We start from the raw sequence: 23983 nt of genomic DNA on the forward strand, positions 1-23983 counted from the left end.
TTGGGACGTGCTCGAGGTCTTCACCGTCGGCGGGGGCGAGTATCTCGTCAACACCTTCAACGCCGTGGCAGCGTGGGCCGGGGGAGGGGGCTACAAGTCGCTCATCCGGGTCGTGATGGTCATGGGCCTGATCTACTCACTGCTCGTCGTCGCCTTCACCCTCAACTTTCGCGCTTGGATGAACTGGTTTCTGCAGGCGACCGCAATCTATCTCTGCCTCATGGTGCCGACGATCAACATCAAAGTCACGGACCGCATCAATCCCAGTCTCGCGCCGGCAACGGTCGCCAATGTCCCGCTAGGCTTGGGGGTGCTCGCGAGCTTCACCACCCAAATTGGTGACTGGCTGACGCGGACGGCCGAGACCGTCTTCGTCATGCCAGGCGAGCTCAACTACACCACCAACGGCATGGTCTATGGTGCGCGGCTGTTCGACGCGACCCGCAACTTCGTCATCCGAGATGCCGAGTTCTCGACCAATCTCGAGAGCCACTTTAAGAACTGCGTCTTCGGCGACGTGATGCTCTACCAGAAGTCCCTCACCAATCTGGCGAAGGCGACCGATCTCTGGGCGGCGATAGGACCCGGGTCGGAGGCGCGGTCACAGGAATGGTTGGAGCGCCAGGGCGACGGAACGGTCCAGAACTTCATCGTCACCTGCCGGCAGGCTTATGACACGCTCAACGGACAGTGGGCCGGGATGATCGAAGCCAATGCAGAGCCGTGGGCCAAGGAGGTCTACCCCAAGCTCAGCAACGCTGTCGCGGCCGCCAAGCTGAAGCACGACGTGCCGATCGTCAACTCGGCCTTCACCGGATCCGGGAACGACTTCACCGGCGTCATGCGCCAGAACACTGCGATCAACGCGTTCATGCAGGCGCGAAACTCCATGGCCGGCGGGAGCGGGGCAGCGTCGATAGATACGTTCGCGCAGACCCGAGCGGACATTCAGGCGCGCAATACCTACAACTCCATCGCGCAGCAGGCGATGGCTTGGGTTCCGATCCTCAACATCGTGCTCACTGTGGTCTTCTTCGCGATGTTCCCCGTCATCTTTCCGCTGTTCCTGCTCCCCCAGACCGGGCTGAACACGCTGAAGGGCTATGCAGTGGGGTTCTTCTACCTCGCTTCCTGGGGCCCGCTGTATGTGATCCTGCACATGATCTGCATGACGCGAGCCGAAGGCGCTTCCAATGGCGTGGCGGCGGGCGGAATGTCGCTTGGGAGCTACGCCGGCATCGGCGCGGTGAATAGCGAGACCGCGACAATCGCCGGCTTCATGCTGATGAGTGTTCCGTTTCTCTCTGCGGGCTTGGCCCGCGGGGCGATGTCGATCGCCGGGCAGGCGACGTCGATGCTGGCCCCGGCGCAGAACGCAGCGGAAGCGGCCGCTCTTGAGCAAACGACGGGCAATTACTCGTACGGCAATGTCAGCTGGGCGAACTCAACCTCGAACATGCGGCAGGCGGATCAGTGGTCGACTGCTCCCAGCTTCATGGGCGGCGCGGCGAGCGTCGGGTGGCGCCAGGATAACGGCGCGCTCATCAACAACTTCGGCAACGGCCAGGAAGTGTTCGATACCGGCGGCGCCATCTCGCGGCTTTCGTTCACCCCGACAGCCACGACTGGCACAGTCGCCGAATGGCGGCAGATGGCCAGCGAGGCGCACCGCCAATCGCAGGCGTATGACAACGCGGCGCAGGAGATGCTCACCTGGACCAAAACCGACCGCAGCGCCTACGGTACGTCCAGCGAACGCTCGTCTGGCTGGGATTCGAGCAGTGGCCGCGCGGCCAACACATCGATCGAGCAGTTCGACCGTACGACTGGCAGCATCTCGCAGGGTCTGGAGGATCGGTCGTCGACCGGCCAGAGCTTAAGCGTGTCGAACGGCCATGATCGCTCGGCGGGCACATTAGACCAAGTGTCCGGTTCCGTATCGGCCGGCCTTCCGCAGGGTGCGGGAGGCTCCAAGGGTGGCATCGGGCGGGTTCTCCGCCGCCTCCCAGGCATTGGTGGCAGCGTGTCAAAGCAAGGGCAGCAGCAGGACACTCTGCGTCACGGAACCACCGATTCTCGCTCCTCTGACAGTTTGAGCACGGCGAGCAGCGGTGTGCGGGACGAGCATTCCAACGGCACGGGTGCGACATCCTCGGATGGCACCTACGATCGCTCGGGAGTGTTCAGTCGGGCGTCGACGACGTCTAGCTCGTCCTTGACCCATGAGCAGGCCCTCGCGCGCGCAAAGTCGTACACGGAGACGGCGCGCAAGCTGGAGGAGCTGTCCCAACAGCTGTCACGCGACGCCAGCTACGCCGAAACACATGGCATGCAGCTAAGCGAGAACATGAGCCAGGATCTCGCGCAATGGTATCGCGCGCAGCAGGCCTCCAACCCGGGCCTTGATGCGCCCGAGCTCTGGGCGACCGATCTCAGCGACCATCAGCGCGCCGTCCGGCAGGAAATGGTGACGCGCTGGATGCGCGAGAAGCAGGATGACATTCGCGAGGAGATTGCTGGCAAGTTGCATGAGCCGGATCTCGTGCAGGTCGACAGGCCTGGCGTCGACAGCGCAGCGGATGTCAGGGGCTCGTATCGCCCGCATGGCGTATCAGGCATTCCCTCTGGCCCGACCGGCGGCGATCCTCGCGCGGCGGAGGCGGTCATCGAGCGTGGAGGAGCAAATCTTGCCGATGATCGGGCCGCGGCGCAGGCCGCTCGGGCCAACTCTGTGCAAGGATCTATAGGCGTTCAGCAGGAGGTCCACCGAGACCACGATCGCGGCTTTTTCAGTGATCCGAAGCTGCGGGAGTGACTGCCGTGCTAGAGAGCGAGAAACAGGTAGCCCACGAAGCCGGCCATGAGCGCATATGCGACCAGGTAAGCCGCCGCGCTCGCTTTGCTCACGTTGCCGTCGGCATCGGTCATCGGCCCCTGTGGCTCGATGCCATTTTCAACAAACTGGATAATCGGTCCCGCCGTGTTGTCCTGCGTCATCAAGAACGTCGCGGTGTCCAACTCGCGCATAAGAACCTCCGAACCTATTCAACATACAGGTTTAGGAGTTTGTTCACAAGCGATTGAGGGTACGGCTGAATGCCAATTGTTTGGATCGGTGAAGGAAAACCAAAACGCTGACCTGAGATCCGCAACGCTGATCATGAGCTCGCGGCATGCAAACGCGAGTATCAATACGTTGGTGTAGCGGCGGTGCTAGACACCGCTGGCGGTTTAGGGCACTCTGTCCGAGTCATTTGGCGTTTTATAAGGCGCTAGACGTGCTTGTATTGCCGGTGATCCAGAGCATTAACTATCGGCAGTCGGCGGAAATCTGCCAGACTGATAATAATGATTATGTTAAATCGAACCTCAATTTGGTCGTTCCTGAAGTGTTTTAGCGCTCCCTCAGCGGAATACGTTATGTAAACCTAGCTCGGATGATCTCCGGTTCCGCCGCGATGGCCGATTGGAAGCTCCGTTCGCTCAGAGAGCCGAGATGGCAAAATGAGCGAAGGTCAGGTCGTCGCCGTCGGAAAGAGCGTACGGAGTGGCGCGAAGGGCAGCCCGGTTTCTGCGGCATGGCGGACCTTCCGCTCAATCACCGTGTCGATCGGGATATTCCGGTCCAACGCCTCATAGATATCTCGTCCCTCCATGCAGATGACCCGCTTAGCGGCCTGTCCGAACGCCTGGAGGCCAACCTCGGTAAAACCGCCAAAGCTCACGAAGAGCCCGCGTGCCCAGGATGCCTTCTGCTCGACCTTGCCGTGAAAGCCGTGCAGCTCGAGTACCCCAATCGGGTCGTTCTGCCATTTCGCCTCCAACAGGTAGGTCTCATGCCCCAGCTGGAAGCTTCCGTCGATCTGCTCGCCTACCAACGTGAACGGCGCGCGCGCGTTCAGGTGGAACGTGTCGAATAAACGCTTGAGATAGGCCTCGAACGCATAACCGCGCGGCCGCGCATCGAGCTCCCACAGCCGGTTCAGCTCATCGCGCAGCTCCTCGTACTGGCGGCGGTTGAAGATAGGCTTAGGTGAAATGCCCGAGGTTCCCTCCCCGCGTTCAAGACGGTTGATCAGCGCCAAGAGCTGGCCCTCGCCAAGGGGGCGTACGTCGCTTCGCAGATGCGCAGGGATACCTTCACGATGGGCCATGAGGCGGGTCAAGACCCGAGCGGCCGACGCGTCGTCGACCTGCTTGAGGAAGGATCGCACGCGGTTTGCCTTCGAGGTTCCCTCGCTTGCATAGTCATCGGCATAGATGTCGACATCGAACTCGAGGGTGAAGAATTCCGCGAGGGTTCGGTTGGAGAAGTCTAGGACATAGCCCTTGCTTTCTCCACGAAGGACCTCCTCTATCATGGTCAGTTCGGCAGATACGATCGAGCTCATCGGTCAGGGATCCCGCGTCAGCCAACCGACGACGATCCTCTCGAAATCAACATATGGTATCTTGGCGGGATCGAACTCGAGCGCAGCGGCCAGCGCCGGAAGGTCGGCAACGAACTGCTCGTAAGACCGGGCGATCTTGTCGCCGCTCGATATCTGGCGCCGTGAGACGTTGGCGAGCCAGTCGCGCGTCTCGCGAACCGCAGTCTCTGCCTTTCCGCCGTGCTCGTGAATATCCATCCCGGCGAGATCCGAGATGAACTTCTGATAGCGGAAGCGCTCAACGTCGAGGATCAGCAGCCGCTTGTCGTGCTGGGCGCTGTTTCCGTAGCGCTTGGCACCGAGGAAAAGACCGAGTTCAAGGGGCATGTTGAAGCGGGGGAGGTTGTGATCAGCGTCGAGTTCGGTCCGAGAGAGATCATGGATCCCGTACCGGCATTCCTGGATCAGCCCGTAGAGCTTCTCGATCCGAGTTTGGCCGCCATCGTCCAGCTCGCGCGCCGACCTTGGGCGAAACCCGCATGCATAGATTGTGAAAACCAGCGACTGGAAGATTGGTTTGAAGTCTGGGTCGAAGGGACAGTTTATGAAAACATCGTCCGTTGACAGCCGAGCCGGTGCCAAACCTACTTCTTCGAACTATAGACAGTATTCGCAGCCGATCGAGCCTTGGCGATCGTAACCTTGCCGCTTTTGCTGGCCGGTGCGAGAACGAACTGGCCCGTCACCGTGCTACGCCCAAGCTTTTTGGCACCGCTGTTGGTGCTCTTGCTGGTGGTCGTGGAAGCTGCCGTCGCCATGCTTCTTATGTGCTCTTTTTTGGTCGGATTCGCAACCCTTCGACGCTCTTAGCCCTCTGGAGAACGGACGTGGACATTCGGTTGACCGCAACGCCCAAGGGCAACGGATTTCAGGCGACAATCACCTTTTCCAACGGCGTCGCTATCAGCTCGGCGGAAGCCTTCCCAAGTGAGGCAGAGGCCATGCTGGCAGCGGCTCAAAAGCTGCTCGAAATGCCCGAGCGGATTCAGCGCCTGGTGAATGAGGCGCGCGACGCGGACACAGGCTGAGCCTGGCGGCGAAGCACCATGAGCGCTTCAGGCACGATCGTGTAGACCGCCTCGCGCTGTGCGCCCCGGTTCTCATGGTCAACCCGGTATCCCTGATAGTGGCGTCGAAGCAGGCCACCGCGAACGAGATCCGAGACGGTTCGACTGATATTGCAGCGCCCTGAGCTTCTCGCGCGCTCTCGAACCATCTCGTCGATCAGGCTTTCAGCCTCGACGTGATCAGCCGGGAGCGCTTTCGCCCGCTCCAGCTCGGCCCTGACAGCTTCCACCGTCGAACGCCGTCGCGGATCGCGCTGGCCCATCGGGACGAGTGCATCGCAGAGCCAATCCCGTACGGGAACAGCCGTATTACCCGTCGTCACATAGGGGCCGGCGCTCCCGCGATCGTCGGCTATATCCGCGAGGAGCTGGAGGAGCATGAATGCGAATTTCGGCCGCGACGACGAGCCTGCAACCGCCGCGAGAAGCGCCGGCGTGTCCATGCTCTTGAGGCCGATCAACGGTTGCTCGAACAGGTCAGCTTGATAGAACATAGAGTGAATCTACGCTGCCTCGAGTCGGATGTGAATCCCACTTGTGCGAGCGGCAGCAACTTTTTGCGGACAATCGCTCGTCATTCGGGTCGTCGCTACCCGCCTTGACACCTCCCCGCCGTACATAGAACATAGAGGGAACGGTTCAACGTTTTCCGAGTCTCTTGAATGCCATGCGTCAGTCCAATGTCCTCGAAGATCTGCGAGCGCGCATCGCGCAAATCGAGGGTACTGGCGTCCGGCACGCGGCGGTTCCGTTCGGCATCGGTGCGCTAGATCAGCGCTTACCTGGCGCAGGGCTTGCCACTGGTGCTCTCCATGAGATCGCCGGAAGCCCCGACCTTGCGGATGATGCGTGCGCAACCGTGTTTCTGGCTGGCATTCTGGCGCGGATCGACGGGCCTGTCTTGTGGTGCCTGCGGTGGCGCGACCTGTTCGCCCCTGCCCTCCACCTTGCCGGCCTGCATCCTGAAAGGGTCATCTATGTAGAGGCCGGGAGTGACCCCAACGTACTCCTCGCCATGGAAGAATGTCTGAGGCACGCCGGTATCGCAGGCGTCGTCGGCGAGGTCGCGAAATATTCGACGACTGCATCGAAGCGTCTGCAGCTCGCTGCAGAAAGCTCGGGGGTGACAGCATTCGTTTTCCGTCGCGCCTCCAAGGTCGAGCAGGTGGCCGAAGGCACTGCGGCAGTTACTCGATGGAGGGTGTTGGCAGCGCCGAGTGAGGATCTCGGCATCCCCAGTCTTGGGCGGCCGCGGTGGCGCGTCGAGCTGGAACGCGTGCGTGGCGGCAATCCGCAATCCTGGATCGTGGAGGCGTGCGATGCGACGGGTCGTATCGCTCTTCCTGCCGCACTGGTCGACCGACCGGCTGCGGCGGAAGGGCGCAAGTTCGTCGCCTGACCGGCGCGAGGCCGCCGTCGACCTTCCTTTGGTGACGGCCATCCCGGACCATGGTCGACGCGTGATCGCGGCGGTCGATGCCGGTGCGCGTGGTCTTGGCATCAAACCTGGAATGACGGTCACAAAGGCGCGCTCGCTGGCGCCAAGCCTGGAAGTGGTCGATGCCGAGCCAGACGCCGATCTCGAAGGTCTGCGACGTCTCGCGCTCTGGGCCGGGCGGCGATATTCTCCATTTGTAGCGCCTGACGCACCGGACGGGATCTGGCTCGATATCACGGGCTGCGCCAGCCTCTTCGGAACGGAGAAGGCGCTGCTCAATGATCTCTATCGCCGCGTTGTAGCCTCGGGCCTTTCGGTGCAGATCGCGGTGGCGGAGACGGCCGGCTGTGCACACGCGGTCGCGCGACACGTCCCCGCTGGGCGCCCGGTGTCGATCGAACCAGGTCATCATCGCAAGGCAATCGCGATCCTGCCGATAGCGGCGCTTCGTCTGCCAGGAAGCGATGTCGAGGCGCTGCGCAAACTGGGGTTCGAACGGATCGAGCAGCTGATCGCCGCGCCTCGGGCGCCGCTTGCCAAGCGCTTCGGTCGCGAGCTCTATCGGCGGCTCGATCAGGCGCTGGGGATGCTTCCTGAGCTGATCGACCCGATTTTCCCCGACCATCTCCCCAAGGCGCGACGAGGGTTCCTGGAGCCGATCGCAACGCCCGAAGCCTTTGCCCTCGTGATCGGCGATCTCGTGGCCGATGTGGTCGGCCAGCTCGGCCATATCGGAAAGGGCGCCCGCCGCCTCGACTGCTATTTTCACCGGGTCGATGGGTACAATCAGGCGATCCGCGTCGGAACGGCGGCCGCATCCCGCGATGCAGGCCACTTGGCCAAGCTCCTCTGCGCCAGGATTGAGACGATTGAACCCGGCGAGGGCATCGAAGCCATGACCTTGGTCACGCCGCTCGCCGATGCATTGGGATCGATGCAAGGCGAAGGGCTCGAACGCCTTGGTCAGCGCGGCCCTGACCTAGCCGCTCTGGTCGACGCCTTGGTCAATCGCTTCGGGCAGCGCAGCCTTCACCGGGTCAATCCGCGAGCGAGCGCAATGCCCGAGCGATCGACCATGATCCTGCCGCCGCTCACAAAGATCACTGATGCGGGCTGGGAGGACGACCTCCCGCGCCCCGCAAGGATGCTCGACCAACCCGAGCCGATCGAAGTGATCGCGCTGTTGCCCGACGACGCCCCGCGCATGTTCATCTGGCGACGCAAGCGCTACCGCGTGACCCAAGGCGACGGGCCCGAGCGGCTGCACGGCGAATGGTGGCGCGACAGCGGGATCGAGGCCGACAAAGCGCTGACCGTCCGCGACTATTATCAGGTCGAAACTCAGAATGGCGGTCGCTACTGGCTGTTCCGTCTAGGGGATGGAATCAACCAAGCCACCGGCAGCATGCGGTGGTTCATCCATGGTGCGTTCGCGTGACCGGTGATGCACCGCGTTACGTCGAGCTCCAGGTCACGACGCACTTCAGCTTTCTGCGCGGCACGTCGTCGCCGGATGACCTGTTTGCAGCGGCAGCATTGCTCGGCCTGCCCGCGCTCGGCGTGGTCGACCGCAGCTCCGTCGCCGGGATCGTACGTGCCTGGGATGCCGCGAAGACGACAGGCGTGCGCCTGATCGTCGGGTGCCGGCTCGATCTGGTCGATGGCACAGCCCTTCTTCTCTATCCAAGCAATCGCTCGGCCTATGGCCGGATGTGCCGCCTGCTCAGCATCGGCAAGGAGCGCGCCGGCAAGGGCGCTTGCCTCCTCGACTGGCCGGACGTCGAGCAGTGGCAGGAAGGCCTAATCGCTATCCTCGTCCCGGACCGGGCGGACACCGTTGCCGAGGTCGCGCTCGCGCGGGCGCGAAAGATCTTCGTGGACCGGCTCTATCTCGCGCTCTCGGTTCGACGTCGGCCGAAAGACGCGATCCGGCTGCGGGATTTGGCCAATATGGCCGCGGCCGCCCGCGTGCCGACGGTCGCCACCAATGACGTCTTGTACCATTCACCCGATCGCCGGATGCTGCAGGATGTCGTGACCTGCGTTCGGGAGCGGTGCACGATCGACGAGCTCGGCTGCCGGCGCGAGCGGTTTGCCGACCGCTATCTGAAGACCGGCGAGGAGATGGAGCGCCTCTTCCGCCGCTACCTCAAGGACGCCTCACCAGTGTTCCGGACGCTCGAGGTAGCAAAGCGCTGCACCTTCAGCCTCGAGGAGCTACGCTACCAGTATCCCGACGAAATCAGCGTGCCGGGCCGCACGCCGCAGGAGGAACTCGAGCGCCTGACCTGGGAGAAGGCGCCCGAGCGCTATCCAGAGGGGATCGAAGGCAAGGTCCGCGGCCAGCTCATTCACGAACTCAAGCTGATCGCCGATCTGGACTATGCGCCCTACTTTTTGACCGTCCACTCGATCGTTGCCGAGGCGCGGCGGCGGGAGATCATCTGTCAGGGGCGTGGATCGGCCGCCAACAGCGCTGTTTGCTATGTGCTCGGAATCACCTCGATCGACCCGGTGCGATCCGAGCTGCTCTTCGAGCGCTTCGTTTCGGCCGAGCGCCGCGAGCCTCCAGATATCGATGTCGATTTCGAGCACGAGCGGCGCGAGGAGATGATCCAGTGGATCTATGAGACATACGGCCGAACGCGCTCGGCCCTGACAGCTGTCGTGACCCGTTATCGCGCGCGCGGAGCGGTCCGAGACGTCGGCAAGGCGTTGGGCCTGAGCGAAGACGTGACAGCTGGTTTGTCGGGTGCGGTCTGGAGCTGGGGCCGGGAAGGTGTCGAGGAAAAGCACGCCGAAGAGCTGAACATGGATCTGTCGGATCGCCGGCTTGCGATGACGCTGGAGTTGGCCCGCGAACTCATCAACACGCCACGTCATCTCTCACAGCATCCTGGTGGTTTTGTTCTTACTCGCGACCGGCTCGATGAACTGGTGCCGATTGAACCTGCGGCGATGGAAGACCGTCAGGTGATCGAATGGGACAAGGACGATATAGACCTGCTGGGCTTCATGAAGGTCGATGTGCTGGCGCTCGGCATGTTGTCGTGCATGCGTCGGGCCTTCGAATTTCTGGAGGTCGACAAGGGATTGAAGCTCGACCTCGCGACGGTCCCGGCAGAGGATCCGGCGACCTATGCCATGATCCGGAAAGCCGACACGCTGGGCGTGTTCCAGATCGAGAGCCGGGCCCAGATGGCTTCGATCCCGTTGATGGCGCCACGCACATTCTACGACCTGGTCATCCAGGTGGCGATCGTTCGTCCCGGCCCGATCCAGGGCGACATGGTGCACCCCTACCGCAGGCGGCGCAACGGCGAGGAGGAGGTCACTTATCCGACCGAAGAGCTTCGACGTGTGCTCGAAAAGACCTTGGGAGTGCCTCTTTTCCAGGAACAGGCGATGCGGGTCGCCATTGAGTGCGCCGGCTTTACGGCGAGCGAAGCCGATCTCCTTCGCCGGGCGATGGCGACGTTCAAGCTGACGGGCGGCGTCTCCCATTTTCGGGACAAGCTGATCGAGGGGATGGTGAGCCGCGGCTATGCCCGAGAGTTTGCCGAGAAGACCTTCAAGCAAATTGAAGGCTTCGGCTCTTACGGATTCCCCGAGAGTCATGCCGCGAGTTTCGCGCTGATCGCCTATGCGAGCAGCTGGATGAAATGCCATCATCCCGATGCTTTCTGCGCAGCATTGTTGAACGCACAGCCCATGGGTTTCTACGCCCCGGCGCAGATCGTGCGGGACGCTCGACAGCACGGCGTTGAGATCCGACCGATCGATGTGAACTACAGTCGATGGGACTGCACGCTCGAGCCCTCGAAGGGCCGCTACATGGCCGTGCGCCTCGGCCTGTGCATGGTTCGCGATCTTGCGAACGCAGATGCGGCCGCGATCGTGACCGCGCGCGCCGACACCCCCTATGAGACGGTCGAGGAGATACAGCGCCGCTCCGGCGTCAGCCGCGGGGCGCTCGACCGGATCGGGGACGCCGACGGGTTCGGATCACTCGGCGGCACCAGGCGCGAGGGCCTGTGGAGCGTGAAGGGTCTGGGCAAGGCAGCCATGCCGCTCTTTGCTGCGGCGGACGAACGCGAGGGCAAGCTGCGGCAGGAGGCGATTGAACCAACCGTCATCCTCGCTCCCATGGGCGAAGGCGCGGAGGTGGTAGAGGATTACCGCGCTTCGGGTCTCTCGTTGCGCGCACATCCCCTCGCCTTCCTCCGCGACGAGCTACGCACGCGCAAGATGATCAGCTGCCAGGAGCTTCAGACAATCAAGGACGGCCGATGGATCAATCTGGCTGGCATCGTCTTGGTCCGGCAGAAGCCTGGCTCGGCCAGGGGCGTCATGTTCATCACGCTTGAGGACGAAACCGAAGTTGCCAACTTGGTCGTGTGGACGAATGTCTTTGAGAAGCACCGCAGGATTGTACTCGGCGCGTCGATGATCGGGGTGCGCGGGCAGGTTCAACGCGAGGGCAGCGTCATTCACGTGATCGCCCAGCGGCTCGACGATCTGTCACCGCTGCTTGCGAGCGTCGGCAATCGGACGGATGTCGCCGACGTATACCGCGTTAGCCGGGCCGACGTCGTCAAGAGCCCCGTCGGCCCCGACCCGCGAGACCCCGCCAATGCCCCGCTCGGCCGACAGCCGCGCGACATCTTCATTCCTGACCTACGACTGGGGTCGGGCATCATCCCCGGTCAAGCGACTGAGGGGATCAAGATCAAACCTCGGGACTTCCGGTAGGGGCGTCCGCAGCGTCCGGCGGCACCCAGTCTTCACCGACAAACCCGCCGAAGCCACGTAGGATCGCTCGTGCTCCGTGCGACACGGACTGGAGGTCATCGTCTGCGCTCAATACCCCGTTGAAGAACGTCGCCATCGCGGCGACCTGCATGTCGACGATGTCGTTGACCCGCCGCAAGAGCTTACGATCGGTGCGACCGCGCCGCACCCAGGTCATATAGTAGAGCAGCATGCACAGCGAGTAGCGGAAAGCGAAAAGGCTCATGGCATCGGTGAGTTTCATCGGCGCACGGCGGCCTGGTTCCTGGTTGCGGAGGATGAAGCTCCCCGTCGTCTCCTTGAGCAGGTCTAGCAGCTTGCGGCGCGTCGTGTCCGTTACAGCGACGCCAGTCCGAATTTGCGTAAGTTCGGCGGCGGTGAAATCCTTAGCTGCGTCGACAAGGGCCGGCTGGAACTCGGCCACTTCCGCAGTCAGACGCTCCATGATCTTACGGGCCTCCTCCTCTTCGGCCCGCATCTGGTCGCGAAGCCACGCTGGGACAGGCAGGATCGTCAACTCGCGAGACCGCTGAGCGAGTTCTATGCCCGCTTGGTAGTCGAACAGCTTTGCACAATCGGCGTCGTTGCGGACCTGCTCATCGAGCATGAGATCGGTGCGGCGTAGAACGAACAGCTGATCAGGGAATGCACCGACGATCTGCAGCGATTCTCGCGAGGTGCGCAGAGCATTGCGCTTGCACATCTCGACGAGCGTCAAGTCGGACAGTGCCACGAAGCGATCGCGGGACGACTGGAGATAGGCCTTGAGACCAGGATGACGGAGCGCGTTGCTGTCGACGAGGAGCGTGGTGGACATGGCTCGCTCAGGTCTCAGCGACATCGCCGAGGAGGTTGCCCATGGCATTGTTGGCCGTGGGCGTCCACGTCGCCAAGCGCTCTGCGATCGCGCAGAAGCAGCGCGTGAAGGCGACCTGCGCACGATGGATGTCAGTCGCGTGGTCCGGCGCACCCGTGTGGACGATTTCGCTTCGGGCAATGTATATCGCAACGACGCTGTCCTGATAGGCGGCGACCCCCGGCACGTTCTTCAAGCAGATGCCGACCCGCCGACGAAGGCGCTTGGAGATGCCGGGCGCGAACTGATCGGTAAGGAGCGTCTCGAGCGCAACCGCGAGCGCTACGATAGCCTCGGCTTCATTGGCACGGCCGCTGAAGGACTGCCGGAACCAGTCGAGCGCCGTCACGAGGCGCCGGTAAAGGCGGTTTTCCGGCTTGGACTTGGTCGTCAAATTCACGTTGAGGAAATAGCCTCGCTCGACTGTTTTGAGCGCGCGCGTGATGCGCGGGACAAGGCGCTTCATCCGCGCTGTCCCAAGCGCCACGGTGGATAGCGTGGCCTCCACGTCGGAAAGGCGCGCGAGATCCAGGGGCGACACATTCATTGGTACGCGCCGGGTCGACATCGGCTGACCGGGGATCGCTTCACCGATCAGATAGTGAGCGATGTCGAGGGTCGCGAAATTATTCACGAAAGACGAGTTCCTATAGCGATCGAGCGCGCCTTCGCTTTCCAGCGAGAGTGCGTGCATCATCAGCATCTGGGCCGCAGCAATCCGGATCTTGAGTGTGTAGACGAACTGATTTTCGTACATGTCGCCGGTGTACGAGACGAGCCGGACCAGCATTAGTGGATTGGTGCCGAACCACTTGGCGCTGTAAGCGAAATGCCGGAGATCCGAAGTCGGAATTCGCTGACGAATGCCAAGCCCGCGCGCCATACGCTGAACGCTCGCTGCAGCCGCGTCGAAGGAGTTGCTCTGGGTGCTGACCGCGAAGCCCGCCTGCTTGAATATCGCCTCTGATCTAAGCGCCGTATCTTTCGAGAAGATTCCCGGCATCTCCATCCCGAAGCCGATCAGCGGATAGAGGACAAACCCTGGGCGCTCGGCACCGGCTTTTGCAAGGCCCGAGATCACCCGAGTTGCAACATCGCCATCGCCTGTCTTGGCGGTGTGAAGGACATAGTCGTCCAAGAGCGAGGTTCCGATATAGATCTCGTTCGACCACAGTTTGCGGGCGATCGCAGCGCGCATCTGGAGAATGTGGTGTTCGATTGCCGCACGCTCATTAGCCGTGAGCTTGGTTTCGTCGGTGACAAGATCGTCGACGCTGTTGAATTGGCTAAGAAGGTTGTGCTTCCCTTTGAGGAAGTCATCCGTCCCCTTGAGCTTCTTGCCGAGGGGGACGACCAACGTCTTCAGGACGCTGATCATGCACGCCTCTTTACCGGTCTATGATGGTGTCCGGCCATCAACCCCCCCAGCTTCTCCCCCGCGCAACGCCAATCGCTACGGACTTACGTCATGCTGGCATATAGGAAGGGTCGATCGAAGACAGTATTTTGAACCGACATGAAGGGACCACCGTGACGGCGGTAACGGCATCGAGCGCCCACTATATCAAACTCGGCCGAGGCGGAGATTGGGAGAAGGAAAGCATTCGCGATGGCGTGCTGCGGTTCGGCTATCGCGAAGCGCCGCACGATCTATGCGTCGCCGGCGACTGGTCCGCGGTCTGGGCGGCTATGAACGCCGTACGGGGCGACGCTGGAGCGGCGACACGAGACGTCAATCAGATCAAAGCTTATTATGAGACCGACGAGTCATCGCTTTTCGTCACATTTTTCGGCGGGCTTCTCTACTGGTGCCGGCCGACGGGGGAAGTAGAGCTGCTCCCCGACAGAAGCCACCGGCGACAGACGCTCGATGGGTGGCACAGCACCACGCTGGGAGGCGTGCCGCTGACGACGGATCGCCTTTCTGGCCGCCTGCTCAAGGTCCAGATGTTCCGGGGCACGATCTGCGACGTGAAGGCGGTCGACTACCTGCTGCGCAAGCTCAGCGACGAACTGCTGCCGGAGGTAGCGACGGCGGAGGCGGCCGAGAAGGCGCTGATGGCGGCCATCATTCCGCTGATGCGACTTCTGACCTGGCAGGACTTCGAACTGCTCGTCGATCTCGTCTTCTCAACCAGCGGGTGGCGGCGGATCAGTGAGCTTGGCCGAACACAGAAGACGATCGACCTTGAGCTCGTCCTGCCGAGCACGCGGGAGCGCGCTTTCGTCCAGGTGAAATCGCAGGCGACCGGCGCCGCGCTCCAGGACTATGCAGAGCGGCTGGCAGCCACCGACGCCTATGATCGCATGTTCTTCGTGTGGCATACAGGCGCGATCTCGGAAGACGAAGGCCCGGACGGTGTCATTCTGATCGGCCCGAAGCGGCTCTCGCGCATGGTCCTTGATGCAGGTCTTGCCTCGTGGCTCCGCGAGAAGGTCTCTTGATGCGAAAGCGGCGACCGCCCGTCGCAGCGCTAAGGAATTTGCGTTTTTGACGAGCGTACCACGCAGGTTAGACGTCCAGCGTCGTTTGCTGCGGTCCAGGCGCCGGCGGATAGACCCGAGTAACCTGCAGGCTGCCCCTTGGCATGGTACGGAGCACCTCGTCGGCCGGCACCGAGGGATCAAGCCAATCTACCCAGCGGTCGCGCGGCAATACGACGATCTGGCGCCGGTGGTAGGGTTTCACGTCCTCGCCAGGCTCCATAGTCAGCATCGTGAACGCCTCGCCTTCGGGTGCCGCGCGCCAGATCCCGGCGACGCAGAACCACGGATGGTCGCGCATCGTGAAGAGCCACTTGGTCTTGCGCTTCTGCTTGGGGTCCTCGGGCGCGGTGAACTCGTAGAACCCATCGGCGAGGATAAGACAGCGGTGGGAAGTGAACGCGCGTCCCTCCGACTGAAAGTTATAAACCGGGCGGCCGTTATGGCCTGCCCATGCCCAGCGTCGGTTGACCAAATCGCCTTCGCCCCTACCCTCGCCGCTCTTTACGATCGGCGCGACGTCGCTAATCTTGATGTCCTCGCGCGCCGCTACGTTGGGCGTGCCTTCCGGGAACTTGATCTTGATCTTAAGGTCGTCGAAGTCCTCGCTGATCGTCGCGATGTCGACTTCAAGGCGGTAGTCATTGCACATCGGTAATCCGTCCTTCGCGGCTTGCGACTCAGCCTCGTTCTAAATATGTTCTTATGGTGAGTACGCCCACCCCTTTCGACGCTGATGCGCCGCTTGGCAGCCAGCGTGCCATCATCCGTCGCAATCCGGAGGACCCGGAAGAAATCGAGATGGTCGAAGCGCGGTGGGGGTCCAATCCGCGCTTTTCCGACGGGGAAAGCTATCGCTTCGTCCGGTCGGAAGGGAAGACCTTCCCCAGCCATCGCTGCCTCGTGCCCGCGTCCGAGTTTCACATCACAGTCGGCGAGCGACGCTATCGCGCGACGCTGGACGGTGGCAACTTCTTCTACATCGCGGCGATCTGGGAGCCAGCGATGGGCGACTGGCCACTAAGCTACCGCGTGGTGACCGTTCCCGCCAATCCGGAGGTCGCCCGCTACCAGGATCGGCACGGCGCGATCATCCAGCGGCGCCAGAACATGCAGTGGCTCGACGCACTCGTGCCGGATGCCGGGCTGCTCACGACGCCGCCTGCGCGAACTTTCGTGGTCGAGGAGCTGTCCGGCGGGCGGCGGCAGGCCGCGCTAGCGCTCTAGTCGGGAACGCCAATCCCCATCTCGGCGAGCCGGGCGACCAGCCGGGCTCGGGTCATCGGTTCGTCGAAGCGCCATTCGAGCAGGCGCACGCCCTGATGCGCGAGCAGGGCGCGCTTCCTCTCGTCGCGGGCTTGGGTCATCGCGAGCCCCTCCTCGCCGCCGAAGAGCGTGATCGGCTCATAATGCTGCTGCCCCTGATACTCGATGGCGAGCTGCAGCTCGGGCACATGGATGTCGATCGATTGAAGCCCCAGGAAGGCGGGCCGCCATTGATGAACCGCCGATGGCCAGATCGTGCGGACAAGATCGAGGAGCGCGACCTCTGAAGCCCAGCCGCGGCCGATCTCCGGGACTCCACGCTCGCGGCGGAACGCATCTTCGGCCGCGACCATCCATTGCGCAAAGAAGGCCGATGCACCGACGTCGGCGACGCCCATGTTCCTCGAAAAGATCCTGCCCCGGGGGCTGCTCGGATTGATGAACTGCGCGATGTGGCGCCGGCACGCCGCCCAATCGGACGGGGGCGGCATCGGCGGGATCGCGAGGGGCACGAACCCCGCCTGCAGTCCGGTCATGTCGCTCAGGATGGGCGGGTCGAGCGCAAGCTGCGCGTCGAGATGGTCGAGGAAGCGCTCAAACTCCTCCAGGAGCCGACCGGCGATCGACGAGGTCGCGGCGTGCTTGCGTGCGAGCACGCGGACGTCCTGCGCGCGAAGCGGGGTTTTTGTAAGAAAGCGAAGGTAGAGCACCTCGTCGAACAGCGGTTCGCGCGCATGTCCGGGCACCTCTTCGACAAGTGCCAGCGCCTCCTCCAGCCGATCGGTCTCGGTCAGCTTCAGCACGCGCTGCCAGTGCGGATCAGGGTCCCAAGGGCCGGCGTCAGGCGCAGGCAGGTCGTCCGGTAGACCTTTGCCGTCTGAGCCTCGCCACTGGCTGCCAAGCAGCCAGGCATGGTGGCTGTAGCCCATCGCATGGCCGTTATCCTGCCAGATCCGAGCGATTGGGAGCGCGGGATCAACGGGATTGGCGGTCCAGCTCTCGCCTGGCGCGATGCCGTCCGGGCGCATGACATAACCGATGTCAAAGCCCGCAGCCGCGACGTCGTCGGAGGCGAGCTCTCCGATCGCCTCGACGAGGCGGTGGAACAGGCGCACCTGGTCCTTGCGCACGCCAACCGAGAGCAGGACGCGGCCGCGACCGGAAGTCTGTCGCGAGACGGCCGGCGCGTAGGCGGCGAGCTCGATCGCTCGCTGCCGCCGGAGGCCCGGACCTTCGAAAAAGTGGATCCGGTGGCTGATCTCGTCGGGAAAGTCAGGGTAGCTGAGCGCGACGGCAACGCTCCCTTTGCGCGCGCGTACCTTGGGCGGCGATTCCGGACCATATTCGGCGAGGAGCGCGCCGCAGAGCGCCGAGAGTTTGGCGAAGTGGGCCGCGGCTGGCGAGCCGCTCGGCCGCTTGGCCGCGAGCGTCGCATAGAGCTTCTGCCATTTGGCGAGGTCCTTGCGGTAGAACTCGCGTAAGGACCTGTTGCGAAGCGATCCTTCGTACAGCTTGGCGGCTGCGCGGAAGGCGGCGAGGCCCTCGGCCCCGGTCTCGGGCGATGGTGGCTTAAGGGGCACGGGACAGCGTCTCAGTCGTAGGACGGCGAGCCGTCGGCCCAGCCGGCCGCTTGCCACAAGATGTCGAACTGCTCTCGCAAGCGCGGCTGAAACGGCGCACCGAGATCATCGACCTCAAGGTTGGGCAGGACGAGCTCGGGCCGACGGATCTTCCGTCCGCCGGGCCGCGCGCGCCGGAGCACGACGTCCTCCACCCCGCGCAAACCGACGCTGGCAACACCAGGTCCCGGCAAGCCGATGGTGGCAAGGACGACGGCGAGCCGCTCGAAATGCTGGACGACTACTCCTTCCAGCGCGCGGCCATCGATCATGATCTCGGGATCATCGTCGATCCGGTCGCCGATCGTCATCTCGAACTCGATCATGCCGGGCCGAACGAAGCGAGTGAGCCAGCGCGTCTCGGGATTGTTGTCGGTCTGGATCAGCGGCAGGCCATAGCTCCACCATTGCCGCTCATCAGAATCCTCGGCGACCCTGACGTTCGTATCCGGCGGAAAGCGGCGGGCGCCCCAGATCACCACCTTTGGATCGAGCCGCAGCCGCTCCATGGCGGCGAGCGGCACGAGCCGCAGCACCATGCTCGGTATGCGCACTATCTGCGGCACCCCGCCGCGGACGCGATCGGCCGCCAGCTCCTGCAGCGCGGCGCGTGCCGCCTCCCAGCGGCCGTCGACCGGGGGTGGCGCCGCAGGTGCCGCCGCAACCCGCACCCGCGATCGGCCCACCTTCTCGAACGCGTCGATCGCGTTGACGAGCGTCTCCGCGCGTGCGTTCAGCTCCTCGATGATCGCGAGCGTCGCCGGCTGAATACCGCGCCGCACATCGTCGTCCGTCTTGGGCCAGCCCATCTCGGGGTTGCGGTCCATGGCGTAGATCCGCTCGTCGATGAGCCGGATCAGCGAACCGTTTGCGTGACGGAGCGCCTTGCCGGCCTCCTGAAGGACCGGGTCCTCGAAGTCGAACTCTGCGCCGGCCCAGGCCACCGCCATCTCGTCGAGCGGGTCGAGCATTTTGCGGCGGTAAGGCGTGCCGAAGCTGTGCTCGCGCAAAAACTGGCGCAGTTGCTCGGGCAGCTGCGCCCTGTAACGCTGTAGCAGCGCCACATCATGCGGGTGCGGCTCGGCCGGCGGCGGGACGCGTGCCGCGCGTAGCACCTCGTCGGCGAGGATCCCTCGCAGCGCCTCTTCGAGCGCGCGCTGCAGGCCTGTACGCGCCGCCTGCCTCTCCTCGTCGCCGGCGTCGGGTGGGCAGTGATAGAGGATGGGCCGGCGGTAATGCCGCAGGTCGAAGGGCAAAGGATGCCCGTCGGGATGCCCCATGGCGGTGTTCATCACGCCGATGAGGCTGCGCCAGCCGCGCGACTTCAGCGCATAGCCATGCTCGAGGAGGACGTTCGGGTTGGGCGACCGCTCGGCATTAGCGCGGGTCGCAACGTGCGTCAGATCGGAGATGAAGGCCGCGGCACGGTCGATCTTTTCGAAGATGGTGTCGGCAAGCGGCGGCATACCGGGCACGTCCAGCGTATCGCGGTCCGCCTGGAGCTCGCGATCGGCCGGGTCGACATCGGCGTCGGCGTTGATCGCCCGGATCGCGCGATCGAGTGCCCACTGGATCAGGCCTCTCCCGACACGGTTTTCCGTGTCACTCTGCCAGGAGTAGAAGATGTGGTGAGGCATGCGGGGACGAATCTCGGAGAGGCAGGACTCCCCTGCTATCACGCCTTCTGACCCTGATCAGCACCAACCCACCAGGGTCCTGTCATCAATGACACTTTACCTAGAATAACTGGGTAAAGTGTCACAAATGGCATTTCTGTTGAGCTGATAACCGCTGCTGGCTCGAGAGCCCGCAGCTCGAAGGTCAGCAGCTCTGCCGCTCGTTCGTAGGATGTGTTCGGCCCGAAATAGCGGGCCGTGGTCTCCAGGTCTGCGAGAATATCGAGCATGGCCATTCCTCATCGAAGCGGGGGTGGATCTCCGAGCTTGATCCGGGTTTTCAATTGCCCGTCAGGACGGCGATGCAGATCGATTCCGCTGAAGTGCGTGCGAGTGAAGGTCATCAGGCGCGCGACGCTCTCGTAGGTGGTCGAAGATCCAAAGAACCTGACGGGGCCGTGCCACTTGGCGCCCTCGATCACACGCATGCGATAGGTGCCTGGCGGGACCGGGACGGTCACGTCCTCCTCCTTGCGCACGTAAACCGAGATGACGTGGTCGTCGGTCGCCGGGTCGAACAGCTGAACCACGGCGTTGGCAGGCCCTGCCGTGACCCGCATTCTCGAGGTTGCGCTGCCGGGCTCCACCAGCTTGTTCACGGCGACGCTGCCAGAACGTGGGAACGGAACCGCCGGCGCCATGTCAGGCAGCCAGCCGCCTCGCTTCATCTCCCGATACGCTGGAAAGAGGATGGAGACCGCCGAGAGCAGCAACACCCATTTTTGCAACAGATGAGGCGATCGCCCCCTATATCGGGTTTTGCTCCTTTGATAGTCGAAGCCCCGGTTCTTCGTTGCGAACCAGGGATCCGTAAACTCCACTCGCGACTTCCCGTCGACCCACGAAGCGCTTCCGAGTGGGACCGCTTTCGCTTGCTTGGCTTTAGCCGCTCGGGCCTGCCGCGCAGCCTTGCCAAAGCCCCAGAATCCCTTCTCTGAGGTCAAGCCTTGGCGCTGCCGATAGCGCTCCCGCATGTAATCGCGATCGTCGATGCCCATTATGATGTCTCCCCCCATTGTGCCGGCGCGGCCATGGAGTGCTCGTCCGCGCCGGATGCTTCGATCAGCTCCAGCCGTCCCGGCGCCCCTCGCCGCTGTCCTTGAGCCCACGTCGGTCCAGACTGGAGCGCCGGATCTCGAGTTCCACGCCATCCCCTTTGGCGCGGGTACGGATGTCGCGGGGATCCACATTGTTGCGCTTGGCAAAGTCCTCGGCAGCCTTATCGCTTCCGAACTTCCCAACATCGTCGAAATCCCATCCACTCATCGTCGTCTCCTTCAATCCGGCGGTCCGGCCGGTCGGTCGTCACAGATCGAGCCCCAGGCTGCGTTCCGGAAGCGGCGGCAGCACGTCGCCGCGGTCGGGCTTGAGGTCGGGCGGTGATTTGAGGGCATCGGCCGGTGCGGGCGCAGCCTGGCCCTTCCCGGCGGCCGGAATCGGCGGGTCGCCTGGCAACGGCGGCAAGTCCGCCAGATCGATCGGGCCGGGATCGAATTTTTCGCGTGGGCTAGTGCCCGTGCCGCGTTCCCGGTCGACGTCGAGACGACCCAGTGTTTCGAGCGCCGAGGTCTTGTTGCCGGGGTTGTTGTCGAGCTGGTGCTCGAGCTTCGCCTTATCGTCCACCACCATCGTCAGTTCGTCGCGAACGCGGGTGACGCCGACGTTGAAGAGGCGCTGGTTGGAGAGATTGCGCTCCTGGCTCGACATGACGGTGATCGCCTTATCGGTGGTGATGCCCTGCGCCATGTGCATGTTCAGCGAGTAAGCGAGGTCGAGCCGCGACAGCATCGGATCCCCCAGGTCGAGCGTCAGCCGCTCATTGCCCGCGGTCTCGACGGTGACGCCGTTCGCATCGATGGTGAGGACGCGCGCCAGGGCGGCGTTGTGGAGCCCCCTGCCCTTGTCGTTGGCGGTCCAGCGAACGCGATCGCCTTCGCGCAGGTGAAGATCCTTCTTCTCGCTGAGCTGCAGGCGGTCGCGCTTCTCGGTTGGCGAGAGTTTCTGTGGGTCGAACCGGATGCGCCGGCGACCGTCGAGAAGGTCGACCTTGCCGTTGGGATGAACCTTGTCCACTTCGTAGCGGCCTGCGGCCAAGCCGACGTCCCCGCCGCCGCCCCTGCCTACCTCGAGCGTTTGCCCGGGCCGGTAGGTGGATGCGTACCGCAGTTCCTCGCGCGTGGTGTTCATCCGCTCGTAGACGGTGAGGTGAATACCTTCGCCGCGCACAGTCCCTTCGGCCGCAAGCCCGTCCTGAATGCGTTGATTGATGATCGCACGCGAGGCGCGGCCCGACGCGAACACCGCCGTCGCCTCCCGATCGACGGTCGAGAGGCCGAGCCACATCTCGGCTGCGTGCAAGGCCGGACTCTTGTGCTCGATGACGCTGTCGCCGAGCACCTTCATCGCCTTGCCCGCTTCGCCGACATTGGCCAGCGCCGCGACGGTGCGCAGCTGATCGGTGCGCTGGCGGATGTTCTCGTCCATGCGCGCCATGGTTCCTCCACCCGCCTGGATGAGTGCGAACGACTTGCCCGCATCGATCGAGGAGAGCTGCTGCCGGTCGCCAACGAGAACGAGCTTGTCGACGCCGAGCGCGGCTGAGATTTGATGGAGCTTCAGCATGGCGTCGCTCGACACCATCGAGGTCTCGTCGACGACGAGCATCTGGCCGCCGAAAACGGCGCGCGCCTGCTCATAGGCGTCGCCCTGCCGGTTCGTGACATGCCGCTCGTTGGCAAGAATGAAGGAGGCGATGGTTTGGGATTTGATTCCGGTGCCCTCCGCGAGGTCCGCCACCATCTTGTTCTGGAAGGCGAGGCCCGTGACGGCCCGCCCCTCCGCCTCGGCGACCCGCGCGACGGACTGCAGCATGGTCGACTTGCCGGCGCCGGCTATGCCCTGCACCACCACCGTCCTGTCCTCTGAGGACACGATCAGAGTGGCGGCGGCGAGCTGCCCGGCGTTGAGCTCGCGATCCGCATGTCCCTGCAAGCGCTCGGGAGCCTCGCTGGCGGCCATCATCGGGGTGGAAGCGCCCTTCCCGTCCTCCACCGCCTTGAGGATGCGCTCCTCGGTCCGGAGCGCCCCCTGCGTGGTCACCATGCGTGGCCGGGTGTCGCCCACGCTCGCCTCGCCCGCGATCAGTTGATCACGTTCCACGAGCTGAGCGATCCGCCGCTCGACCTGATCGACCGTGACGCCCTTCAGACCAAGATCGAGAGCGGTCTTGCCGAGCTGGTTGACGTTGAAGGCGGCTTCACGCTCGGAAAGCATGCGCACGGCGGACGCAACCGCCAGTTGCGCACGGGCTTCTGCCGGCGAGTGGGTCACGCGAGCCAGGCCTCGATCGACGAGAGGATCGTGCGGCTTGAGGACATCGCCAACCTTGTCCCAGGCGCTCGTCAGCGCCTCGGATACGGCGCGATAGCCGCGCTCCAGCGCGCTTCCCGGCTCGCGCTGTTCGGACCTTGCAAGCGCCGCCTCGAGGAGGGCTTTGCCATTGAAGCCTAGAGCCGCCGCCTTATCGATCCACTCGCGTCGGAGGACATCGCGGTCCTCCACGTTCAGCTTGGGATCGCGCGTGTTGGTGGTGACGCTGTCCCGTCCCTTGGGAGAGGTGATGCCGAGCTCGGCTGCCTTCTCGAGAATGGCTTCGCGGCGCTGGCTGAACGCCTCCAGCACCGCCTTGGGGACGCCGGCGACTTCGAACGTCCCGTGCTTGCCCTTGAGCTCGACTTGATAGCCCAGCTTCTCCATCTCCTCGCGCAAGAAGGCGTGGTAGATCGAGCCGATCACCGTGTTGTTGCTCCAGATCTTGTCGGCATGGAGCGCCTGCCATTTGCCATCGGGCATCTTGGTCAGGTTGGCGATCACCGCATGGATGTGCGCCTGAGGATCGAGCGCGCGGCTCGTGTCGTGCTGGAACAAGGCGAAGACGAGGTTGCCGGAGTGCACCGGTACCTTGCGTCCCTCCACGTCCTTGCGCCCCTCGGCGAGGTTCTTCTCCACCCACGCCATGGCCCGCGCGACCGCCTTCATGTTGGCGCCGTTCTCGCCGAGGATACGCTTGTCGCCGGTGGCGTAGGCGAGCAGCGACACCGACTTCGGAGCCGAGAAGGTGAGGTCGACGCCCGATCGCCGGTTCTCGACCTGCGCCACGCCCTCCCCGCTCGGGAGGATGCCATTCAGAATGCCCTCGAAGGCGTCCTTCGCTACCTCGCCGGACAGGCCCAAGTCGGCGGCACCCTCGCCGCCCCAGGCGCTCACCTCGGAGCTGTCGTCGACCGTGTAATAATCGTCCTTCGCGAAGTAGCCGGCGGCCCCGGAAGCGGATCGAACGGATGCGACCGAGAGCAC

Annotated in this window: 21 protein-coding genes; 8 read left to right on the plus strand and 13 right to left on the minus strand. The window is 63.6% G+C overall.

All coding sequences use genetic code 11. The annotated features are described in order from the left end of the window. The first annotated feature begins 7 nt into the window (after window positions 1-7). Window positions 8-2815 carry a conjugal transfer protein TraG N-terminal domain-containing protein gene (locus tag J2X37_RS15690; protein ID WP_310023083.1) on the plus strand — a complete coding sequence of 936 codons (2808 nt, stop codon included), beginning with the start codon at window positions 8-10 and terminating at the stop codon, window positions 2813-2815. An 8-nt stretch (window positions 2816-2823) separates the two neighbouring features. On the opposite strand, the gene J2X37_RS15695 is transcribed toward J2X37_RS15690, so the two are convergent. The 3 genes from J2X37_RS15695 to J2X37_RS15705 all read right to left on the minus strand — a co-directional run bounded on the left by J2X37_RS15695 (window position 2824) and on the right by J2X37_RS15705 (window position 4628). Next, the gene (locus J2X37_RS15695; RefSeq protein WP_310023085.1) at window positions 2824-3027 is read right to left on the minus strand and encodes a hypothetical protein; all 204 of its coding nucleotides are present in this window, start codon (window positions 3025-3027) and stop codon (window positions 2824-2826) included. A gap of 488 nt (window positions 3028-3515) precedes the next feature. Further along, complete coding sequence (locus J2X37_RS15700) at window positions 3516-4391, minus strand: restriction endonuclease (RefSeq protein ID WP_310023087.1); 876 nt, start codon at window positions 4389-4391, stop codon at window positions 3516-3518. A 3-nt stretch (window positions 4392-4394) separates the two neighbouring features. Further along, a complete protein-coding gene (locus tag J2X37_RS15705) occupies window positions 4395-4628 on the minus strand; it encodes a hypothetical protein (RefSeq protein ID WP_310023089.1) in 234 nt (77 codons plus the stop codon). On the opposite strand from J2X37_RS15705, the gene J2X37_RS15710 reads away from it, so the two are divergent. Both J2X37_RS15710 and J2X37_RS15715 read left to right on the plus strand, forming a co-directional pair. Beyond that, entirely contained in the window at window positions 4617-4994 is a 378-nt protein-coding gene (locus J2X37_RS15710) for a hypothetical protein (RefSeq protein WP_310023092.1), read from the plus strand. The two genes, J2X37_RS15705 and J2X37_RS15710, sit on opposite strands and share 12 nt — an antisense overlap. 275 nt (window positions 4995-5269) lie before the next feature. Further along, window positions 5270-5458, plus strand: coding sequence for a hypothetical protein (locus J2X37_RS15715; RefSeq protein ID WP_404979643.1), 189 nt, complete (start codon window positions 5270-5272; stop codon window positions 5456-5458). Here J2X37_RS15715 and J2X37_RS15720 read toward each other — a convergent pair. Continuing rightward, the gene (locus J2X37_RS15720; RefSeq protein ID WP_310023094.1) at window positions 5416-5991 is read right to left on the minus strand and encodes a hypothetical protein; all 576 of its coding nucleotides are present in this window, start codon (window positions 5989-5991) and stop codon (window positions 5416-5418) included. The two genes, J2X37_RS15715 and J2X37_RS15720, sit on opposite strands and share 43 nt — an antisense overlap. A 173-nt stretch (window positions 5992-6164) precedes the next feature. On the opposite strand from J2X37_RS15720, the gene J2X37_RS15725 reads away from it, so the two are divergent. Genes J2X37_RS15725 through J2X37_RS15735 form a run of 3 tightly spaced genes read left to right on the plus strand, consistent with a single transcriptional unit; the run spans window position 6165 to window position 11687 of the window. Further along, window positions 6165-6896 carry a damage-inducible mutagenesis protein gene (locus tag J2X37_RS15725; RefSeq protein ID WP_310023097.1) on the plus strand — a complete coding sequence of 244 codons (732 nt, stop codon included), beginning with the start codon at window positions 6165-6167 and terminating at the stop codon, window positions 6894-6896. Then, window positions 6817-8373, plus strand: coding sequence for a DUF6504 family protein (locus J2X37_RS15730; RefSeq protein ID WP_310023099.1), 1557 nt, complete (start codon window positions 6817-6819; stop codon window positions 8371-8373). The genes J2X37_RS15725 and J2X37_RS15730 overlap by 80 nt, the downstream gene beginning before the upstream one ends. Further along, window positions 8370-11687 (plus strand): error-prone DNA polymerase, encoded by a 3318-nt coding sequence (locus J2X37_RS15735; protein WP_310023101.1) that lies wholly within the window; start codon window positions 8370-8372, stop codon window positions 11685-11687. Before J2X37_RS15730 ends, J2X37_RS15735 begins: the two co-directional genes overlap by 4 nt. Here the strand turns inward: J2X37_RS15735 and J2X37_RS15740 are convergent. Both J2X37_RS15740 and J2X37_RS15745 read right to left on the minus strand, forming a co-directional pair. Further along, window positions 11665-12543 (minus strand): hypothetical protein, encoded by an 879-nt coding sequence (locus J2X37_RS15740; RefSeq protein ID WP_310023103.1) that lies wholly within the window; start codon window positions 12541-12543, stop codon window positions 11665-11667. The genes J2X37_RS15735 and J2X37_RS15740 overlap by 23 nt on opposite strands. A 7-nt stretch (window positions 12544-12550) precedes the next feature. Continuing rightward, window positions 12551-13960, minus strand: coding sequence for a HEPN domain-containing protein (locus tag J2X37_RS15745; protein WP_310023105.1), 1410 nt, complete (start codon window positions 13958-13960; stop codon window positions 12551-12553). Window positions 13961-14112: 152 nt separating this feature from the next. On the opposite strand from J2X37_RS15745, the gene J2X37_RS15750 reads away from it, so the two are divergent. Further along, window positions 14113-15027: a hypothetical protein gene (locus J2X37_RS15750; protein WP_310023107.1), complete on the plus strand. Its 915-nt coding sequence runs from the start codon at window positions 14113-14115 to the stop codon at window positions 15025-15027. Between the two features lie 67 nt (window positions 15028-15094). Here the strand turns inward: J2X37_RS15750 and J2X37_RS15755 are convergent, their stop codons facing one another. After that, window positions 15095-15718: an SOS response-associated peptidase gene (locus tag J2X37_RS15755; RefSeq protein ID WP_310023109.1), complete on the minus strand. Its 624-nt coding sequence runs from the start codon at window positions 15716-15718 to the stop codon at window positions 15095-15097. Between the two features lie 53 nt (window positions 15719-15771). Here J2X37_RS15755 and J2X37_RS15760 point away from each other — a divergent pair, with 53 nt between their 5' ends. After that, window positions 15772-16293: an SOS response-associated peptidase family protein gene (locus tag J2X37_RS15760; protein ID WP_310023111.1), complete on the plus strand. Its 522-nt coding sequence runs from the start codon at window positions 15772-15774 to the stop codon at window positions 16291-16293. On the opposite strand, the gene J2X37_RS15765 is transcribed toward J2X37_RS15760, so the two are convergent. From J2X37_RS15765 to mobF, 6 genes are all read right to left on the minus strand, one after another. Next, entirely contained in the window at window positions 16290-17912 is a 1623-nt protein-coding gene (locus J2X37_RS15765) for a hypothetical protein (RefSeq protein WP_310023113.1), read from the minus strand. The genes J2X37_RS15760 and J2X37_RS15765 overlap by 4 nt on opposite strands. 11 nt (window positions 17913-17923) lie before the next feature. Beyond that, window positions 17924-19588 carry a hypothetical protein gene (locus tag J2X37_RS15770; RefSeq protein ID WP_310023115.1) on the minus strand — a complete coding sequence of 555 codons (1665 nt, stop codon included), beginning with the start codon at window positions 19586-19588 and terminating at the stop codon, window positions 17924-17926. A gap of 38 nt (window positions 19589-19626) precedes the next feature. Then, window positions 19627-19857: a hypothetical protein gene (locus J2X37_RS15775; RefSeq protein WP_310023118.1), complete on the minus strand. Its 231-nt coding sequence runs from the start codon at window positions 19855-19857 to the stop codon at window positions 19627-19629. A gap of 9 nt (window positions 19858-19866) precedes the next feature. Next, complete coding sequence (locus J2X37_RS15780; RefSeq protein WP_310023120.1) at window positions 19867-20625, minus strand: hypothetical protein; 759 nt, start codon at window positions 20623-20625, stop codon at window positions 19867-19869. Window positions 20626-20689: 64 nt separating this feature from the next. Beyond that, complete coding sequence (locus tag J2X37_RS15785; protein ID WP_310023122.1) at window positions 20690-20893, minus strand: hypothetical protein; 204 nt, start codon at window positions 20891-20893, stop codon at window positions 20690-20692. Window positions 20894-20932: 39 nt separating this feature from the next. Continuing rightward, window positions 20933-23983 carry a MobF family relaxase gene (mobF, locus tag J2X37_RS15790; protein ID WP_310023124.1) on the minus strand — a complete coding sequence of 1017 codons (3051 nt, stop codon included), beginning with the start codon at window positions 23981-23983 and terminating at the stop codon, window positions 20933-20935.

This window comes from Croceicoccus sp. BE223 (assembly GCF_031457155.1).
Lineage (GTDB): Bacteria > Pseudomonadota > Alphaproteobacteria > Sphingomonadales > Sphingomonadaceae > Croceicoccus.

Coding starts and splice junctions, on each gene's coding strand:
- J2X37_RS15785 (WP_310023122.1), bottom strand. CDS start 20,893: ATGAGTGGATGGGATTTCGACGATGTTGGGAAGTTCGGAAGCGATAAG.
- J2X37_RS15700 (WP_310023087.1), bottom strand. CDS start 4,391: ATGAGCTCGATCGTATCTGCCGAACTGACCATGATAGAGGAGGTCCTT.
- J2X37_RS15720 (WP_310023094.1), bottom strand. CDS start 5,991: ATGTTCTATCAAGCTGACCTGTTCGAGCAACCGTTGATCGGCCTCAAG.
- J2X37_RS15755 (WP_310023109.1), bottom strand. CDS start 15,718: ATGTGCAATGACTACCGCCTTGAAGTCGACATCGCGACGATCAGCGAG.
- J2X37_RS15705 (WP_310023089.1), bottom strand. CDS start 4,628: ATGGATATTCACGAGCACGGCGGAAAGGCAGAGACTGCGGTTCGCGAG.
- J2X37_RS15745 (WP_310023105.1), bottom strand. CDS start 13,960: ATGATCAGCGTCCTGAAGACGTTGGTCGTCCCCCTCGGCAAGAAGCTC.
- J2X37_RS15740 (WP_310023103.1), bottom strand. CDS start 12,543: ATGTCCACCACGCTCCTCGTCGACAGCAACGCGCTCCGTCATCCTGGT.
- J2X37_RS15780 (WP_310023120.1), bottom strand. CDS start 20,625: ATGGGCATCGACGATCGCGATTACATGCGGGAGCGCTATCGGCAGCGC.
- J2X37_RS15760 (WP_310023111.1), top strand. CDS start 15,772: ATGGTGAGTACGCCCACCCCTTTCGACGCTGATGCGCCGCTTGGCAGC.
- J2X37_RS15775 (WP_310023118.1), bottom strand. CDS start 19,857: ATGCTCGATATTCTCGCAGACCTGGAGACCACGGCCCGCTATTTCGGG.
- J2X37_RS15770 (WP_310023115.1), bottom strand. CDS start 19,588: ATGCCTCACCACATCTTCTACTCCTGGCAGAGTGACACGGAAAACCGT.
- J2X37_RS15725 (WP_310023097.1), top strand. CDS start 6,165: ATGCGTCAGTCCAATGTCCTCGAAGATCTGCGAGCGCGCATCGCGCAA.
- J2X37_RS15730 (WP_310023099.1), top strand. CDS start 6,817: ATGCGACGGGTCGTATCGCTCTTCCTGCCGCACTGGTCGACCGACCGG.
- J2X37_RS15695 (WP_310023085.1), bottom strand. CDS start 3,027: ATGCGCGAGTTGGACACCGCGACGTTCTTGATGACGCAGGACAACACG.